The organism is Lysobacter sp. M2-1 (assembly GCF_022662495.1).
Taxonomy (GTDB): Bacteria; Pseudomonadota; Gammaproteobacteria; order Xanthomonadales; family Xanthomonadaceae; genus JAKPBU01.
Map to the genome: position 1 here is coordinate 1,560,956 of NZ_JAKPBU010000001.1, position 18,180 is coordinate 1,579,135.

Genomic DNA, 18,180 nt, shown 5'->3' on the forward strand with positions numbered 1-18,180 from the left:
GAAGAAGCGGTGGATCGCGTGGTGAGCGGCGTCCGCGGGGCATGCGGATGCAGGGGTTTGACCACTACCAGGGAAGCAGCGGGCATGCGCAGCGCAATGCTTGGAAGTGCCACCTCTACGAACAGCGTGGCGAACATCCGCTTCATCGTTTCCGCCGCTGCTCGCGGTTATCGGACTGGCCAGTGCTCATGTGGAGGGCTGGGCACGCAGCTTCATGCCACCGACCACAGGCGCATTCCGCCCGCTGCGTCCCGGTCAGGCTCCGCTCCTCGTACCCGAGGTGCGCGCAGCCACCGAACCACGCTTGACCAGCACGTGCGCCACGACGTGGTCGACCACCACGCGCGTGTGTTGTTCCTTGCCCCGAATACTGCGCTGCAGGATGTTGACGGCCAGGTCCGCCATCGAGGCGACGGGCTGGTGGATCGTGGTGAGTTCCGGCCAGACATTGGTTGCGGCCGACGTATCGTCGAAGCCGACCACCGACAGGTCGCGCGGAACATCGAGCCCGCGACGGTGCGCCACCGAAACCACGGCTGCGGCCATGTCGTCGTTGCTGGCGAAGATCGCGGTGGGCGCCTTGCGACGGGCCAGCAGCTTTTCCGCGGCTTCCAGCCCGGACCGGTAGGTGTAGTAACCCTGTTGGACCAGGGAGTCATCGAGGTCGATGCCGGCCTCGCCCAATGCAGCCACATAGCCCTGGTAGCGCAGTTCGCTCGCGGTCTGGTTGGGGTGCCCCTTGATGTAGCCGATGCGGGTGTGGCCCAGCGCGGCCAGGTACGCGGTGATTTCCTTGCTTGCATGGAAGTCGTCGATGCGTACGCAGGAAATATCGTCGCTGGAGCGTCCCGACGCGATCGCCACCACCGGAATGCCGGCGCCGACCAGCTCGGAAACCACCGGCCTGGATTCGCACAGCGGCGGTGGCAGGATCACGCCGGCGACGCGCTTGGCGAGCATGCGCGCGGCGTGGCGCTGGGACTTGGCATCGGCCTCGTCCCAGGCCTCGATCACCAGTTGGGTCGCGGTGCGCGCGGTGCCTCGCAGCGCGCCCACCAGCAGCTCGCTGAGGTATGCGCCGCTGGGGTTGGTGTAGATCAGGCCGATGCGGGTGGCCTGGGCGGCGGCAAGCGAACTGGCGGCGAGGTTGGGTGTGTACCCCAGTTCCTCGACCGCGCGCATCACCCGCTCGCGCGTCGACTCACGCACATTGCTGGTGTTGTTGACCACACGCGATACGGTCATCGGCGATACGCTGGCGTGGGCCGCCACTTCGTCGATCGTGACCGCGTGGCCCCTGCGACGAACCGATTTCCGGGACTTTGCTTTCTTGACGTTCCCCAAAGCTCGTCCCTCCAGGTGTGCGATGGCCGCAGTCGCAATCGAAAATCGCCGCCGCGCCGGCCGGATCGTGCAAGGCAAGAACCGGCAAGGCATAAGCCGGCAGCACGCAAAGGCGACGCGACGCGAGGCATGACGGTATTGGCCATGTTAGCGGGTACCGGCTGGACCGGCGACATGGCGCGCCGAGCCGCGAGCCGGGCGGACGCGATGAGGATGGACGGGCAGGGCAGATGAAGGAACCGCTCGCACTGCAACCCGCGCCCGGCCGCCGCTACGGCACTTTCGCATTGAGCCGGGTTCTGGTTGCAGGCGCGGTGGTGCTGGCCTCGATCCTGCCCGTGCAGCAGCTGCGCGCCGAGGACGGCTACGAGCTGTGGCTGCGTTACCGGCCGGTCGAATCCGCGCATGCAGGCGAGTACCGCGGTGCCGTCATGCAGCTGGTCGCGGCTGCCACGACGCCAACGCAGATCGTTACGCGCGCGGAGCTGCGGCGCGGCCTGGGGGGATTGCTCGGTGCCGCCGTGCCGCTGTCGGACGTGGTTACATCCAATGGCGCGCTCATCGTCGGCACGCCGGCCTCGTCGCCGCTGGTCGGGAAGCTGGAGCTCGACACCGACCAACTCGGCGGCGACGGTTATCTCATCCGCAGCGTCATCGTCGACGGACATCGGGCGACGGTGATTGCGGCGAACGATGACCTCGGCGCGCTGTACGGCGCCTTCCACTTCCTGCGCCTGCTGCAGACGCGGCAATCGCTCGATCGGATCGACGTGCGCGTAATCCCTCGGATCAAGCTGCGCGTGCTCAACCACTGGGACAATCTCGACGGCCATGTCGAACGCGGCTACGCCGGGGCCTCGATCTGGGACTGGCACAAACTGCCCGACTGGGTGGATCCGCGCTACACCGATTACGCGCGCGCCAACGCCTCGCTCGGCATCAACGGCACCGTGCTGAACAACGTCAATTCCAACGCGCTCAGCCTCACGCCGATGTACCTGGCGAAGGCGGCCGCGCTGGCGAACGTGTTGCGTCCCTATGGCATCCGCGTCTATCTCAGCGCGCGCTTCTCCGCGCCGAAGGAAATCGGCGGACTGAAGACCGCCGACCCGCTCGATTCGGCGGTGCGACGGTGGTGGAAGGACAAGGCGGACGAGATCTACAAGACGATCCCGGACTTCGGCGGGTTCCTGGTCAAGGCCAACTCCGAAGGCCAGCCCGGTCCGCAGGATTACGGTCGCAGCCACGCTGACGGCGCCAACATGCTCGCCGACGCGCTCGCTCCGCACGGGGGCGTGGTGATGTGGCGCGCCTTCGTCTATTCCAGCGAACAGCCCGACGACCGCGCCAAGCAGGCCTATACCGAGTTCGTGCCGCTGGACGGCAAGTTCCGCGACAACGTGATCGTGCAGGTGAAGAACGGCGCCATCGACTTCCAGCCGCGCGAGCCGTTCCATCCGCTGTTCGGCGCGATGCCGAAGACGCCGCTGATGATGGAGTTCCAGATCACCAAGGAATACCTCGGCTTCGCGACCCACCTGGCCTACCTCGGCACGCTGTACCAGGAGACGCTCCAGTCCGACACGATGGCGCAGGGCCAGGGCTCGACCGTGGCCCGGGTGATCGACGGGTCGCTGCACGGCCACAAAGTCACGGGCATGGCCGGTGTCGCCAACATCGGCACCGACCGCAACTGGAGCGGCTCGCATTTCGACCAGGCCAACTGGTACGCCTACGGTCGGCTCGCCTGGGATCCATCGCAGTCCTCGCGCGAGATCGCCCGGGACTGGGTCCGGATGACCTTCTCGAACGACCAGCCCTTCGTGGACTCCGTTGTCGACATGATGATGGGTTCGCGCGAAGCGGTGGTCGATTACATGACGCCGCTTGGCCTGCACCACCTGATGGGCCGCGACCATCATTACGGCCCCGGCCCGTGGGTCGCCGGCGGACCGCGTGCCGACTGGACCTCGGTCTACTACCACCGCGCCGACCGAAACGGCATCGGGTTCGACCGCAGCGCAACGGGCAGCAATGCCGTTGCGCAATACGCGCCGCCACTGGCGGACAGCTTCGGCGATGTGAAGCGAGTACCGGAGCAGTTCCTGCTGTGGTTCCACCATCTGCCCTGGGATTACCGCACCCGGTCCGGGCGCCCGCTCTGGGACGAACTGGTGCACCGCTACACGCGCGGCGTGAACGAAGTGAAGAAGATGCGCACGACCTGGGACGGCCTGCGCGGTCATGTCGACGCCGAACGCCATGCACAGGTCGCGGCCTTCCTCGCGATCCAGCAGAAGGAAGCGCAGTGGTGGCGCGACGCCAGCATCGCCTACTTCCAGCGCATCAATGGATTGCCGCTGCCGCCAGGATACGCGCCGCCGGCGCAGCCGCTCGAGTACTACGAAGCGCTCTCATTTCCATATGCTCCGGGGAATGGGTGATGGCCAGGGCCTTGCTCTCGAAGGTACTGTCTATGTGCTCCGCGGCGGGTGCGCTGCTGGCGGTTTCGCTGTGCTCTGCGCTTCCCGCGCATGCAGCCGGAGGCGACGCAGCGCTCCTGCACGCGATGTTCCAGGACCACGCCGTGCTGCAGCGCGACCAGCCGATCCGGATCTGGGGTCGTGCGAGGCCGGCGGAGGAAGTACAGGTCGACTTCGCCGGCCACAAGGCGCGTACCCACGCCGGCGACGATGGGCACTGGGAACTGCAGATCCCTGCGCAACAGGCCGGCGGTCCCTATACGCTGACCGCGACCGCAGGCGACAAGGTCCAACGTATCGACGATGTGCTCGTGGGCGATGTGTGGCTGTGCTCGGGCCAGTCGAACATGGAGCTGCAGGTACACCGCGCGCTCGACTCGCATTCCGAGATCAGCGGTGCCGGCAGCGAAACCATCCGCTTGCTCACGGTTCCACAGGCCGGCAGCGCGTTGCCGCAGGAAACCTTCCCCAAGCCGACGCAGTGGATAAAGCTCACGCAGGAGACCGTGCGCGATTTCTCAGCCACCTGCTACTACTTCGCCCGCGAACTGCAGAAGACCGTCGATGTGCCGATGGGGCTCATCAACGCGGCCTGGGGCGGTTCGCGCATCCAGGCCTGGATCAGCGGGGATGCCCTGCGCGCCGCCGGTGGGTTCGATGCCGAACTCGACGTACTTGCCCAGTACGCAACCGATCCGGCGACCGCAGCGGGACGCTGGGGCGAACGCTGGCAGCGGTGGTGGCGGGCGCTCCCCACGGTCGCGCCCGGCGAAGAGCCGTGGAATCCGGAGTACGGCGCCGATGAGGGCTGGGGCGATGCGCCGCGCGAACTGGGTGCGTGGGAGCACTGGGGCATCCCGGAGCTGGCCGACTTCAACGGCATGCTCTGGTTCCGCACCACGGTGGAGCTGACCGCCCAGCAGGCGGCGCAGGAAGCACGGCTTTCGATCGGCGCGGCCGACGAGATCGACGTCACATGGGTCAACGGACGCGCTGTCGGTAGCGCCTATGGCGGCGATGCGCGCGAGTACGCCTTGCCGCGCGGCCTGCTGCGCGAGGGGCGGAACATCGTCGCCGTCAGCGTGCTCGATACCTATCGCGAGGGAGGCCTCACCGGTCCGCATTCGGTACGCGCGCTGCGGTTCGGCGATGGGTCGAGCGTGCCGCTCGATGGCGCGTGGAGATACCGCATCGTGCGGGAAGACGCGAGCCAGGCGCCGCGCGCACCCTGGCAGACCGTGGCGGGCCTGACCACGCTGCATAACGGCATGATCGCGCCGCTCGGCCGCTACGGCCTGCGCGGCGCGCTCTGGTACCAGGGCGAATCCAATACCTTCGAGGCCGATGCCTACCGCGACCTGCTGCGCATCCTGCGCAGCGACTGGCGCGCGCGTTTCGGCGCCGGGCTGCCATTGCTGGTCGTGCAGCTGGCCGCCTACGGCGATGCGCCGACCAAGCCGGTGGAGAGCGGATGGGCGGAACTGCGCGCAGCGCAGCGCGACGTCGCCACCGAGGAAGCGCGCAGTGCGCTGGCAGTCACCATCGACATCGGCGACCGCTACGACCTGCATCCGCCGAACAAGCAGGAACTCGGGCGCAGGCTCGCGCGCGCGGCGCGACACGTCGTTTATGGCGAAAAGCTGCCGCCGTCCGGGCCTGTGCCCCTGTCGGCGCGACGCTTGGCCGAAGCGGGCAAGGGCGACGCGGTCGTGGTCGCGTTTGGTGATGTCACCAACGGCCTGGTCGCCTACGGCGCCGACGCTCCGATCGGCTTCGAGCTTTGCGGCTCGGACGCCGGCTCCTGCCGCTACGCCGATGCCGAAATCCGCGGCAACGAGGTGCTCCTGCGCGCGCCGGTCGCGCAGCCCACGCGCGTGCGCTACGGCTGGGCCGACAGCCCGGTCGTTACGTTGTTCGACGGCAGCAGGATGCCGGCCGGCCCCTTCGAGATCCATATCCAGTGATCAGCTCAAGCAACCCATCCAGGCGAGTCCTTCCACGATGAGCGCAGCATCCCGCACCGAATCCACCTTCCATCGCTCGTCGAACCGATGCGGGACGGGCGAGGCAATGAAGCAACGCCTGAAGGCGATATCCCTCCTGCTCTTCGCGCTGGCTGGCACGGCTCAGGCACGCGAACCGGTACTGTTCGACTGGTTCGAGTACCGCGGCAACGACAAGGCGTTCGAGCAGCCGCTCCCGCCGGGTCATTACCGCAACCCGGTGCTGGCCGGGTTCCATCCCGACCCGGCCGTGACCCGTGCCGGCGACAAGTTCTACCTCGTCAACTCGACATTCACCTACTACCCCGGCATCCCGGTGTTCGAGAGCGAGGATCTCGTGCACTGGAAGCAGATCGGCAACGTGATCGAACGGCCATCGCAGCTCGACTTCGATGGTCTGGACGTATCGCGTGGCGTGTTCGCACCCACGATCGCCTTCCATGACGGCATCTTCTACGTCGCCAATACCGCGGTGGACAGCGGCGGCAACTACATCGCCACCGCGACCGATCCCGCAGGCCCCTGGTCCGATCCGATCTGGCTGCCGACCATCGGCGGCATCGACCCCTCGCTGTTCTTTGACGACGACGGCAAGGTCTACATCCTCAACAACGATGCGCCGGAGGGCACGCCGCGCTACGACGGCCATCGCGCGATCTGGATGCAGGAATTCGATCTCGCCGCGCGCAAGCCCATCGGCCCGCGCAAGGTGATGATCGATGGCGGCGTCGATCCTTCGACCAATCCGATCTGGATCGAAGGCCCGCACATCTACAAGCGCGAAGGCTGGTACTACCTGGTCTGCGCCGAGGGCGGCACTTCGGTCAACCATTCGCAGGTGGTGCTGCGCAGCCGCAAGGTGTGGGGACCGTACGTACCCTACGAGCACAACCCGATCCTGACCCAGCGCGACCTGGCCGCCGATCGCGAGGGCCCGGTGATCAATGCCGGCCATGCCGACCTGGTCGAGGGACTGGACGGCCGCTGGTGGGCGATTTTCCTCGCCAGTCGCGCCTACGACCAGGGGCACTACAACACCGGGCGCGAGACCTTCCTGTTGCCGGTCGAATGGAAGGACGGATGGCCGGTGATCCTCGAAAACGGCCTGGCGATTCCCCAGGTCGCGAAAGCGCCCTCGTTCATGCGCGGAGAAGCGAAGCAAGCACCGATGAGCGGCAACTTCGTCTGGCGCGACGAATTCGACACACCGCAGCTCGATCGCGCATGGATGCACGTGCGGGTACCGAAGCAGCCGTGGGCCGACCTGCGCGCGCACCCGGGACGCCTGGCGATCCACCCGCTTGCGGAAGGCCTGGACACGCTGCGCAATCCTTCCTTCCTCGCGCGCCGACAGCAGCACATCGCCTTCGAGGCCAGCACGGCGCTGGCGATACCGGACGATCCCGGTACCGTGGCCGGCATCGCCGCGTTCCAGAGTGAGATGCACTGGTATTTCCTGGGCGTGCGCCGCGCGGGCAGGGGTGCAACGGTGTTCCTCGAAAAGCGTGCGGGAAAGGCCGTAGAAACCCTCGCCACGGCGAAGATCGCGCCCGGCGAAGCGCTCAAGCTGAAGATCGCTGGCAACGGCGGCGCCTATTCGTTCGCGCACGATGCCGACGGCAAGGGATGGAAGTGGCTGGTACGGGGCGACGACGGCACGATTCTCAGCACCGAAGTCGCCGGTGGTTTCGTCGGTGCGACGGTCGGGCCGTATGCGCGCGTCGAGCCAAAACAATAGACATGGGAGAAGCAGATGCATTCGCGTAGCGTTTCGATGAAGACCGTAGCCCTGAATGTCGCGGCGGTGCTGTTGCTCGCCTCCGCGCAAGGTGCCATCGCGCAGACCGCCGATGCAGCGCGGCCCTGGCTCGATACCAGCCGCAGTTTCGAGCAACGCGCGGCCGACCTCGTTTCCCGCATGACCCTGGAAGAGAAGGCCGCGCAGATGCAGAACAACGCGCCGGCGATCCCGCGCCTGGACGTTCCGGCCTACGACTGGTGGAACGAGGCCCTGCACGGCGTCGCCCGCGCGGGCGCGGCGACGGTATTCCCGCAGGCGATCGGCATGGCGGCGACGTTCGACATTCCATTGATGCAGGAAGTCTCGACCACGATCAGCGATGAGGCCCGCGCCAAGCACCACGAGTTCGCGGCGCGCGGCCAGCGTAACCGCTATCAGGGCCTCACCTTCTGGTCGCCGAACATCAACATCTTCCGCGACCCGCGCTGGGGCAGGGGCCAGGAGACCTACGGCGAGGATCCGTACCTGACCGCGCGCATGGGCGTGACCTTCGTGCAGGGCCTGCAGGGCGACGATCCCAGGTACAGGAAGCTCGACGCGACCGCCAAGCACTTCGCCGTGCACAGCGGCCCGGAAGCCGATCGTCATCATTTCGATGCGAAGCCGAGCGAGCGCGACCTGTACGAGACCTACCTGCCGGCGTTCGAGGCGCTGGTGAAGGAAGGCCAGGTCGCCGCTGTGATGGGCGCTTACAACCGGGTGTACGGCGAGTCGGCCAGTGCCAGCCAGTTCCTGCTGCGCGATGTCCTGCGTCGCGACTGGGGGTTCAAGGGCTATGTGGTGTCCGACTGCTGGGCGATCGTGGACATCTGGAAGAACCACAAGATCGTCGCCACGCGCGAGGAAGCCGCAGCGCTCGCGGTGAAGAACGGCACGGAGCTGGAATGCGGCGAGGAGTATTCGACGCTGCCGGCGGCAGTGCGCAAGGGGTTGATCGGGCAGGCCGACATCGACGATGCGCTGACCCGTCTGTTCGCCACCCGCATGCGCCTGGGCATGTTCGATCCGCCGGGACAGGTTCCATGGGCGCAGATCCCGTATTCGGTGAACCAGTCTCCGCAGCACGATGCGCTGGCGCGCCGCGCGGCACGGGAATCCCTCGTGCTGCTGAAGAATGATGGTGTGCTGCCGCTGTCGAAGGATCTCAAGCGCATTGCAGTGGTCGGGCCGACTGCGGACGACACGATGTCGTTGCTGGGCAACTACTACGGCACGCCGGCTGCGCCGGTGACCGTGCTCAACGGCATTCGCCAGGCGCTACCGGACGCGGAAGTCGTGTACGCGCCGGGCGCCGACCTGGTCGAGGGCCGCGACGATCCCGCAGCCGCACCGCTGATCGAAGCGCGCTTCCTGCGGCCATCGGCGGATGCAAGCGAACGCGGTCTGCTCGGCGAATATTTTCGCGGCCGCCAGTTCGATGGCAAGCCGGTGCTGACCAGGATCGATCCGCAGGTCGGCTTCCGCTGGGACCGGGAGGCGCCGACCAGCGACCTGGTCGCGCGTGGTGAGCTCGCGCCGGATACGGCGCTGAACGACGACGATTTCGCAGTGCGCTGGAGCGGGCAGTTGCTGCCGCCGGTGAGCGGCAGATACGAACTGGAAGTCGCCGCCAACGATGGCTATCGCTTCTGGCTCGACGGGAAACTGCTGATCGATGCCTGGAGCGACGCACCACGCCTGCGTGGCAAAAGCGCCCCAGTCGAGCTGCAGGCAGGCAAGGCCTACGACATCCGGCTCGAGTACTACGAACACGAACACGACGCCGCAGTACGCCTGGCATGGCGGCTACCGGGAGCGAAATCCGCCTTCGACGAAGCGCTGGACGCCGCGCGCGATGCCGAGGCGGTCATCTTCGTCGGCGGCCTGACCGGCGACGTGGAAGGCGAGGAGATGGAAGTCAGCTATCCCGGCTTCGCCGGCGGCGACCGCACCGACATGCGGTTGCCCAAGCCGCAGCAACGACTGCTCGAAGCCCTGCATGCGACCGGCAAGCCCGTGGTGCTGGTACTGACCACTGGTTCGGCCATTGCCGTGGACTGGGCCAAGCAGAACCTGCCGGCGATCCTGGTCGCCTGGTATCCGGGCCAGCGCGGCGGCAGCGCCGTCGCCGACGTGCTGTTCGGCGATGCGAATCCCGCCGGTCGCCTGCCGGTGACGTTCTACAAGGCCGACGAGAAGCTGCCCGCGTTCGACGACTACGCCATGCGCGGCCGCACGTACCGCTATTTCGGGGGCGAACCGCTGTATCCGTTCGGCCATGGACTGTCCTATACGAACTTCGCGTACTCGGGGTTGAAGCTGGATCGCAGCAATGCCGGCAGCAGCGACCAGGTGCGCGTCTCGCTGAAGGTGAAGAACAGCGGCGCCCGTGCCGGCGAGGAAGTCGTGCAGCTGTACCTGCGCCCGAACGAACCGCGGCGCGAGCGCGCGATCCGGGAGCTGCGCGGCTTTCAGCGCGTGAGCCTGCAACCTGGCGAGGAGCGCACGCTGTCCTTCGTCATCTCGCCCGCAGCCGATCTCAGGCACTACGACGATCAACGCGATACGTACGCGGTCGATCCGGGCGACTACGAAGTGCAGGTCGGCGCTTCCAGCGCGGACATCCGACTGAGCCAGGGTTTCAGGGTCACGGGAGACTAGCGATGCCTGGGAACAGGTCGCGTCGCCGCGCCAGGCAACGCCTGGACGTGTGCGGTGACGCGACCCCGCTGCGTTATCGCGTGCGCTAGCGACGCGGGCCCGCGCCTAGCGGGGAAACCCGAGGCCGGTCGCGTTCACCCGGACGCGCGCTAGGAAGGTATGCGAGCTCATGTAGAGCGTTCGGCCGTCATCGCCGAAGGCGCAGTTCGAAACCGCGGTGCCGGTCTCGATGCGCCCCAGGCGCTTGCCGTCGGCGTCGAACACGAGCACGCCGCCGGGCCCCGTCGCAAAGATGCGGCCGTCGCCGGAGACGGCCATGCCGTCGGGCAGCCCCGGGCTGGCTTCGCCGACAAGGTCGGATGCATCGGCGAACACGCGTTTGTCGAGCACGGCGCCGCGGGCATCGAGCGCGTACGCCATCCACACCGGTCTGGCCGGGTCCGAGTTGGATACGTACAGGGTGCGCTCGTCCGGCGACAATGCGATTCCATTCGGAAAGCTGAGCCCGTCGTCCAGCAAGTGGACCGTGCCATCCGGGTCGACCCGATAAACGCCATTGAACTTCAGTTCCTTGACCGGTGATTCGTCGAGGTCCTTCAGGCCGTAGGGCGGATCGGTGAAGAACACCGCCCCGTCGCTGCGCCGCACGACATCGTTCGGGCTGTTGAATCGGTGCCCGTCGTAGCTGGAGGCGAGCGCGGTCTTGCGCTTCGTCGCCGGATCGAGTCTGGCCACGATGCGCGTTCCGGAGTCCGCCATCAGCACCGTTCCCGAGGGTTCGGCAAACAAGCCGTTGGCGCCCGGTTCGCGCAAGGCGCCCAGGTCGGGACCGTCGTAGCCCGAGGGCTTGAGGAACACCGATAGCCCATCGCGTTCCGACCAGCGATACAGCGTGTTCTCGGGCACGTCCGTGAACAGCAGATAGCCCCCGGCCCGGATCCAGGCCGGGCCTTCGGACCAGGTGAAGCCTTCGGCGATCTTCTCGATGCGCGCGTCCGCCGCCACGACATCCTGGAAGGACGCGTCGAATGTCGTCAGGCGCCCGATCGCGGGAGAGTGCTGCGGTGGCGCTTCGGCCGTCGCGCAGGCGGCCAGCATCGCCAGCAGCGGGATCGCAAAAGCAGAGCGGGGCAGGTGGCTCATCGGGATTCTCCTGCGGATCGCCCACACGGCTTCCGGCGCCGGACAGGTCGGTGTCGTTGGCAATGGCAGCCGCGATACGAGAGTCTTGGCCAGATCATCGAAGCCTCTTGTGTATTCAAACCCGCTTCCCCCTGCCTTCCCATACTTCGGGAGGCGCCTTGCAGTAGCGTTCGATGAATTCCTGCTGCGGCGGCATCTGCGTCACCACGCGCGAGATCGGCTGCCGGATCGAGTCCAGCAGGTTTCGCAGGTCCGCATCCGACAGCGCCCGCGCCAGGGGATGGTGCTGCTCCGGCACGATACCCTGGCCAAGCAGGACGTGGGTCCACGAATCCAGCCGGAACAGCTCGTCCGCGCCCTGCCACGCGTGGGCGCGCTCGCGCCACGCGCGCAAGCGGATCGACAACGACTCGGGCAGGTCCATTTCGCGGCACTGCTTCCACATCGGTTCGTCGCGCTGGTTGGCGTGGTAGTGCAGGATGATGAAGTCGCGCACGTGTTCCATCTCGGCGCGGCTGACGTCGTTGTAGAGGTCGACCAGCGACGGTGCGATGCCGTCGAAGGGAAACAGCTGGATCAGGCGCACTACGGCGCTGATGGCGAGGTGGATGCTGGTCGACTCCAGGGGTTCGATGAAGCCGCTGGCCAGGCCAAGCGAAACCACGTTCTTGTTCCAGGCCTTCAGCCTGCGGCCAGTGCGGAACGGCACCAGCCAGGGATCCTTGATCGGCCGCGCACCGACGTCGCGTAATAGCTTGGCCCGAGCTTCGTCGTCGGACATGTGACGGCTGGAGAAGACGAGTCCGCAGCCGACACGGTGCTGCAGCGGGATATGCCAGCGCCAGCCGGCCTCGTGCGCGATCGCGCGCGTGTACGGCACCGGCGGGCCGATCGATTCGGTCTGCACCGCCACAGCACGATCGCTGGGCAGCCAGTGGTTCCAGTCTTCGTAGCCGGTGTGCAGGGCCTGTTCGATCAGCAGGCCGCGGAAGCCGGTGCAGTCGATGAACAGGTCGCCCTCCACGATCTGTCCATCCTCCAGCACCAGCGCTTCGATGGACCCGCTTTGCGAGTGCTGCCTGACCTCACGAATCTTGCCTTCGACGCGTTTCAGTCCGTAGCCCTCGGAGATACGGCGCAGGAAGCGCGCGTAAAGGCCGGCGTCGAAATGGTAGGCGTAGTTGACCTGGGGCTGTGTTTGAAGCGCGAACTGATCGCCGCGCGAAGCAACGGTTTCCAGGCAGAAGTCGCCCAGTTCAGATTGCATGCCGCGACGCAGACTGTCCAGCCAGAAATGATGGAAAGGACAGACCAGGGTGCCCTGCCCGGTGATGCCGAATGGATGGATATAGCGCTCGCCTGGCCGGCGCCAGTTCTCGAAGGAAATGGAGAGCTTGAAGGTGCCGGCGACCGCGCGAAGGAACTCCTGCTCGTCGATCTGCAGGAAGCGGTGGAACGTGCGGATCGGCGGTACCGTGGATTCGCCGACGCCGACGGTGCCGATCTGCTCCGACTCGACCAGGGTGATGTCCAGCCGGTCGCGAAACTGATGCGACAGCGCACAGGCGGCAAGCCAACCAGCGGTGCCGCCGCCCGCGATCACTACCTTGCGTATCTGCCCGGTCTCCAATGCGGTCCCCTTGATGCGTGCCGGCGCAGCCGGCTCAACGGTTGAGTTTGCCGATCAGCATCGCGCGGATCTGGCGTGCCAGCGCATCGTCCACGGGTCCCAGCACCTTGCGCGCCGCTGTAGGCAGGTGCTCGCCGGCGCGTTCGCCGGGCCCGAAGACGTAGTAGTCGAAGACCTGACGCCAGGCCTGCTTTTCGCGCTCCGGGCGGTCGCGGATCGTCCACAACGCGTGTTGCAGCGCGAGCACCGGCGCCGGAATGTGTGCCGGCACGCTGCTCCACCAGTAGTTCACCAGCACGTTGAATGGCTCCAGCCCCTGCACATGGTGCCACCACAGGCTGGGAATGAAGATCGCATCGCCCGGTTCCAACACCGCGCTTTGTCCCGCCGCGAGCGCTTCGCGAAAGCGCGGATAGCGCTCGAAGTCGGGCGCGTCAAAATCGACCACGCTGACCGCCTGGCCGCCGGGCGTGGGCTCCAGCGGACCTGGATACAGGTTGCCGATCTGGTCCGGCGGAAACAAGGTGAAGCGGCGACGCCCGACCGCACAGCAGGCGATGTTGTTCTGCGCGTCGTAATGGCAGGACGCGGTCACGCGGTTGCCGATCCAGATGCTCGGCGGCGCGTGGATGCCGTGCGCGGCGAGGTCGAGGTCGTTCTCCGCGCGCAAGCCCGGTAGGCGCGTATCGACCAGCAGCGAGGCGAGGTACCAGGTCGGCGGCCGTGGGTCGTCGGCGTGCGCGGCGATCGCATCGAGCACCTCGTCCAGCGCGCCGCGCCGTACTTCGATGTTCAAGGCGGTGAAGTCGTCGTTGTAGAAAGGCCGCCCGGCGATCTCCGGGCCGCCGTAGGAGTAGGTCACCGGCTGGCCGTTCCAGGCGCCGCGCAACACGTCCATCGCCGCATCCATGCCGCGCTGGCCGGCGCGGACCAGGCCCCAGTCGCGCGCCACGCCGCGCAGCACCGCGGGCTGGCCAGCGGCGAGCAGTTCGGCCAGCGGCAACGTGCCGGGCCGGCAGTCCGGCACCTCGCGCACGCTGGCGGCGGCCGCGGCCATCGCGCTCAGGCCGCCGCGGCGTCCTGCTGGCGCAGACGGCGCTGCTTTTCCGCCATCAGCCTGCGCAGGTTGTGCATCGAGCCCAGCATCAGGTACGCGCCTTCGAGATAGCCGCTGCGGTGCAGCCGGTGCAGTGCGTCGGCGTCGAGTGCGGCCAGGCGTTCGCGGTCGATGCCGTGCAGTCCGGTCAGGCTCGCGCCGTGCTGCCCGTCGAACTTCAGTTCGACGTTCATCGGCTGGATCAGGCCCAGCTCATCGAATGCGGCGAACATCGCCGTGCCGGCCTCGGCGCCGTCACGGATGCCGCGCAGCACGGTGATGACGTGTTCCAGGTAAGGACTGTGGCCACCGTGCGGCAGGAACACCGCCTCGCCTTCGCCCGCGCCGATGCGCGGGTGTTCCATGTCGACGTGTATCACCGGCTCCTTGCGCAGTTCGCCGTCGACGGTCTGTTCCTGGAAACCGATCAGGAACGGCCCGCGCGCGACGTAACCGGGCAGGTAGCCGGCGTTCCAGCGGTCCTCGCGCAGGAACAGGTTTTCGTTCGCCTCGAAGCCGAGCAGCGCGACCGCCTGCCATTGCCCGCCATCGCGCTCGCGGCGCAGGAAGATCGGGTATTCGCGCTGCAGCTCTGCGAACTCGGTGGGGAACGCCGGCACCATGCCGACCTCGTCGCCAAACGCGCGACCGAAGCCGGTGACGATACGCAAGTCCTTGTGCGTCACATTGTTGAGCAGTTCGTATCTGGCCATGCGGGTTCGACTGCGGAGCCGGCGCGGGACACCGTTATGCCCCGCGCCAGCGGAAAAAGAAAGGGGACCACTGCCTGCGCAGCGGTCCCGTTCCGTCACGACATGCCAAGACTCAGAACTTGTAGCGGACCCCGATCATGTAACGCGGGTTCTGGTCCAGCAGCTTGATGACCTGCTCGTCGGTGCGGCCGTGCCAGCGCACGTCCTCGCCGGTCAGGTTGATTACCTCGAAGCCGGCAGACCAGTGGTCATTGAACGCGTAGTTCACGTTCAGGTCCCACTGCTGATAGGCCTCGACGTAGAACGGATTGCGGCTGCCGCCCTGGTTGGCCATGATCAGGTACTCGTCGCGCCAGTTCCAGGCCAGGCGTGCGGACCAGCCGTACTTCTCGAACATGAAGGCGGCGTTGGCGCTGTCGCTCAGGCCGGTCAGCGAGAATTGGTCGATGCCCGGGTCGCCGCCGTCGTCGAAGCCCACGTCGCCCTTGACGATGGTGTAGTTGGCGAAGATGCCGAACCCGCTATCGCCGAAGAAGTGCTGGCCGGCCAGTTCCCAGCCATGCAGTCCGGCCTTGTGCTGGTTGACCGGCTTGTTGACGTCGAACATGTACAGCGGGTCGTCGGCTTCGCCGACCAGGTTGTAGGCATTCTCCGTCGCCAGCGCCTGCGCGTCGGTGCCGTCGAAGGCTGCCAGCCCGGCCGGATCGTTGCGCAGCAATGCCGTCGCGGTGAACAGCGAAGTGTCGTTGGCCGAACAGGCCGCGGCATTGGCCGCGCCGACCTGGTCCACGCAGGCCTGGCTAGTCAGGAAGGCCAGCGCCGCCTGCGCGTCGGGACCGGACGTCGGGTCGGTCAATCCGTACAGGTTCTCGCGGACGACGGAGTTGCCGACGAAGTTGTCGACCGTCTTGCGCCAGTAGGTCGCCGCGATGAAGCTTGCGTCGTCGAAGTACCACTCCAGCGCCAGATCCAGGTTTTCCGATTCCAGCGGCAGCAGCCCCGGGTCCTGCGCGCTGCCGGTGGCGCGGGTGGACGGGTCGGTGAGGATCGAGCCGCTCGGGGCGTTCGGGCCCGGGCCCGCATAGAGGTTGCCGTAGGGCGCGCGTGCGATGGTCTTGCCGAACGAGGCGCGGCCCTTCAGCTCGTCGGTGAAGTCGATGCTGAAGTCCAGATTCGGCAACACGTAGCTGTAGCTGGCCTTCTCGCTGAACGGCTGCGTCTCGGCGGAACGGACGATGCGGAAATCATTGTTGGCCTGCCATTCGATCGCGCTGGGAATTGCCACCGCCGAGGTCGAGACCACATCGGTCTTCTCGTAGCGCACGCCGATCCGGGTGGCCGTCGGCATGCCGCCCAGTTCGCCCTCGAAGTCGACCTGCACATAGGCAGAGTTCGTCTTTTCCTCGACCCGGTTGTCGGCGGCGAGCACGTCGCTGACGCTGTTGCTGACACCATAGTGCTCGGCGGCCCATCGTGCCAGGTCGTTGGCGTCGCCGGCCCAGGCGCCCTGCGCCGCGCCGGAACCGTCGTAGTCGTCGAACAGGCCGACGATGCTGATCGGGTGCAGCAGTCCGATCAGGCCGTTGGCGCCGTCCTCTTCCACGTTGGCCACGCCCCAGTCGCCGAGGGCGGCATACATCTGGTTGGCCTGCAGGCGATGGGTCGATGACTTCGTGTTGTCGACACCGAACTGGAAGCGGCCATTGTCGAAGTTCCATTCGCCGTCGACGCGGGCCTGCTTGATCTCGCTGATCTGGGTCTGCGACTCGATCCGCAGCACCTGCGAGCCGAGCTCGCCCGGGGCGAAGTCGGCATTGATCACGCCGTTGGTCCCGGCGAGGGCATCGGCCTGGGTCGGATACCAGGTGCGCGCGGAGATGGGTAGGCCGTTGTTGAACCAGTACTCCTGGGCGTAGTAGCCGCCGCAGTGCGCGCTGGCGCTGCAGTTGTTGGTGCCGGCCAGGCTGAAGTAGGTGGCGCCACCGCCGGTCAGCGGGTCGTTGGGCCGGCTCTCGTTCTTGGAGTCGTGCATGTCGAGGCTGAGACGGAGACGGTCGTTGACGTCCCATGCGGCGTTGAAGCCGAGCGAACCGAGCTTGTACTTCTGCCGGTTGCTCTGCTGCTCGAGGCCGAAGTCCTTGGTCTGGACGATCTCGCGGATGTACACCGGCGTGGCCACGGCCCCGCTGGTGTCGAACTCGACGTCGGTGTATTGGCTGTTCTGCAGCCACATGCCCTGCTCGCCGCGGTCCTCGGCGATCTCATTGGTCGAGTAGGTGTAGTCCAGGGTCAGGGTGACGCTGTCGACCGGTGCGAACTGGATCACGGCCTGGCCGTTGATACGCTCGCGCTCGAAATCGGCGAAGGCATAGCGCAGGTCGTTAGGCCGACCGTATAGCTCGCCGAGCCCCGGCGCGTTGACCACGTCGGGGCCGCCCGGCATCGAGCCGGTCCACGGCTGGATGTTCCAGTTGTTCTCGGTTGCCTGCACCGAACCGCCCTTGCGCTTCTGATAGCTGGCGTTCAAGCCGATGCCGAAGGTCTTGTCGGGATTGGTCCAGCTGAAGATGCCGGACAGTTCCGGGGTCGCGTCGTCGCCTTCGAACGGCTGTGACTTGTCGTAGCCCAGCTTGGCGCCGGCGCTGGCGACCACGCCGGAGTGGTTGAGCGGCTTGTCGGTGAGGATGTTGATGGTGGCGCCGATGCCGCCGCTGGGCACGTGCGCCTGGCCGGTCTTGTAGACCTCGATGCCGTTGATCGCCTCGGAGGCCAGCTGGGCGAAGTTGAACGCGCGGGTGCCGCCGTCCACGCCGCCAACCGGCACCTGGCCGGCTGCGCCGAAGGCATCGGCGCCGGGGATCTGGCGGCCGTTGAGGGTGACCATGTTGAACTGCGGGCCGAAGCCGCGCGCGGTGACCTGCGCGCCTTCGCCATCGCGGCGCTCGATCGAGATGCCGGTGATGCGCTGCAGCGACTCGGCCAGGTTGGTGTCGGGGAACTTGCCGATATCCTCGGCGCTGATCGCGTCGACCACGCCGGCAGCGTTGCGCTTGGTGTTCATCGAGTGCGCGAGCGCGTTGCGCATGCCGGTGACCACGACCGTATCGAGCGTGGTCGCGTCGGCCGGCGTCGGCGACGGCTGCGCCTGCTCGGTCTGCTCGGCCTGCTCCGTCTGCAATGCCGGCGGCGGTGCCTGCTGCGCCTGCGTGTCCTGGGCGAACGCAGGATTGATGACGATCACACCACCGATGATGGTGAACATGGCCTTCGATTTGAATCGCTTCAGCTTCTGATTCATGAGCGTGTCCTCAACCCTGGAGTTGTGCG

General features: G+C 66.8%; 10 protein-coding genes. 4 read left to right on the forward strand and 6 right to left on the reverse strand.

Going from position 1 to position 18,180, the window contains the following annotated elements:
* Positions 1-255 precede the first annotated feature (255 nt).
* Positions 256-1,437 (reverse strand): LacI family DNA-binding transcriptional regulator, encoded by a 1,182-nt coding sequence (locus MC375_RS06835; RefSeq protein ID WP_242102544.1) that lies wholly within the window; start codon positions 1,435-1,437, stop codon positions 256-258.
* A gap of 206 nt (positions 1,438-1,643) precedes the next feature.
* On the opposite strand from MC375_RS06835, the gene MC375_RS06840 reads away from it, so the two are divergent.
* The 4 genes from MC375_RS06840 to MC375_RS06855 all read left to right on the forward strand — a co-directional run bounded on the left by MC375_RS06840 (position 1,644) and on the right by MC375_RS06855 (position 10,271).
* On the forward strand, positions 1,644-3,788 hold the full coding sequence (locus MC375_RS06840) for an alpha-glucuronidase family glycosyl hydrolase (RefSeq protein ID WP_277929381.1): 2,145 nt from the start codon (positions 1,644-1,646) through the stop codon (positions 3,786-3,788).
* A 32-nt stretch (positions 3,789-3,820) separates the two neighbouring features.
* The gene (locus tag MC375_RS06845; RefSeq protein WP_242102968.1) at positions 3,821-5,791 is read left to right on the forward strand and encodes a sialate O-acetylesterase; all 1,971 of its coding nucleotides are present in this window, start codon (positions 3,821-3,823) and stop codon (positions 5,789-5,791) included.
* 106 nt (positions 5,792-5,897) lie between these two features.
* Positions 5,898-7,568, forward strand: a complete 1,671-nt coding sequence (locus MC375_RS06850; RefSeq protein WP_242102546.1) for a glycoside hydrolase family 43 protein — start codon at positions 5,898-5,900, stop codon at positions 7,566-7,568.
* Between the two features lie 15 nt (positions 7,569-7,583).
* Entirely contained in the window at positions 7,584-10,271 is a 2,688-nt protein-coding gene (locus tag MC375_RS06855) for a beta-glucosidase (RefSeq protein WP_242102547.1), read from the forward strand.
* Positions 10,272-10,376: 105 nt separating this feature from the next.
* On the opposite strand, the gene MC375_RS06860 is transcribed toward MC375_RS06855, so the two are convergent.
* The 5 genes from MC375_RS06860 to MC375_RS06880 all read right to left on the reverse strand — a co-directional run bounded on the left by MC375_RS06860 (position 10,377) and on the right by MC375_RS06880 (position 18,151).
* On the reverse strand, positions 10,377-11,414 hold the full coding sequence (locus tag MC375_RS06860; protein ID WP_242102548.1) for an SMP-30/gluconolactonase/LRE family protein: 1,038 nt from the start codon (positions 11,412-11,414) through the stop codon (positions 10,377-10,379).
* Between the two features lie 115 nt (positions 11,415-11,529).
* Positions 11,530-13,044, reverse strand: a complete 1,515-nt coding sequence (locus MC375_RS06865; RefSeq protein WP_242102549.1) for a tryptophan halogenase family protein — start codon at positions 13,042-13,044, stop codon at positions 11,530-11,532.
* Between the two features lie 34 nt (positions 13,045-13,078).
* A complete protein-coding gene (locus tag MC375_RS06870) occupies positions 13,079-14,101 on the reverse strand; it encodes a cupin-like domain-containing protein (protein WP_242102550.1) in 1,023 nt (340 codons plus the stop codon).
* A 5-nt stretch (positions 14,102-14,106) separates the two neighbouring features.
* Positions 14,107-14,853, reverse strand: coding sequence for a SapC family protein (locus MC375_RS06875; RefSeq protein ID WP_242102551.1), 747 nt, complete (start codon positions 14,851-14,853; stop codon positions 14,107-14,109).
* Positions 14,854-14,965: 112 nt separating this feature from the next.
* A complete protein-coding gene (locus tag MC375_RS06880; RefSeq protein WP_242102552.1) occupies positions 14,966-18,151 on the reverse strand; it encodes a TonB-dependent receptor in 3,186 nt (1,061 codons plus the stop codon).
* Between the last annotated feature and the right edge of the window lie 29 nt (positions 18,152-18,180).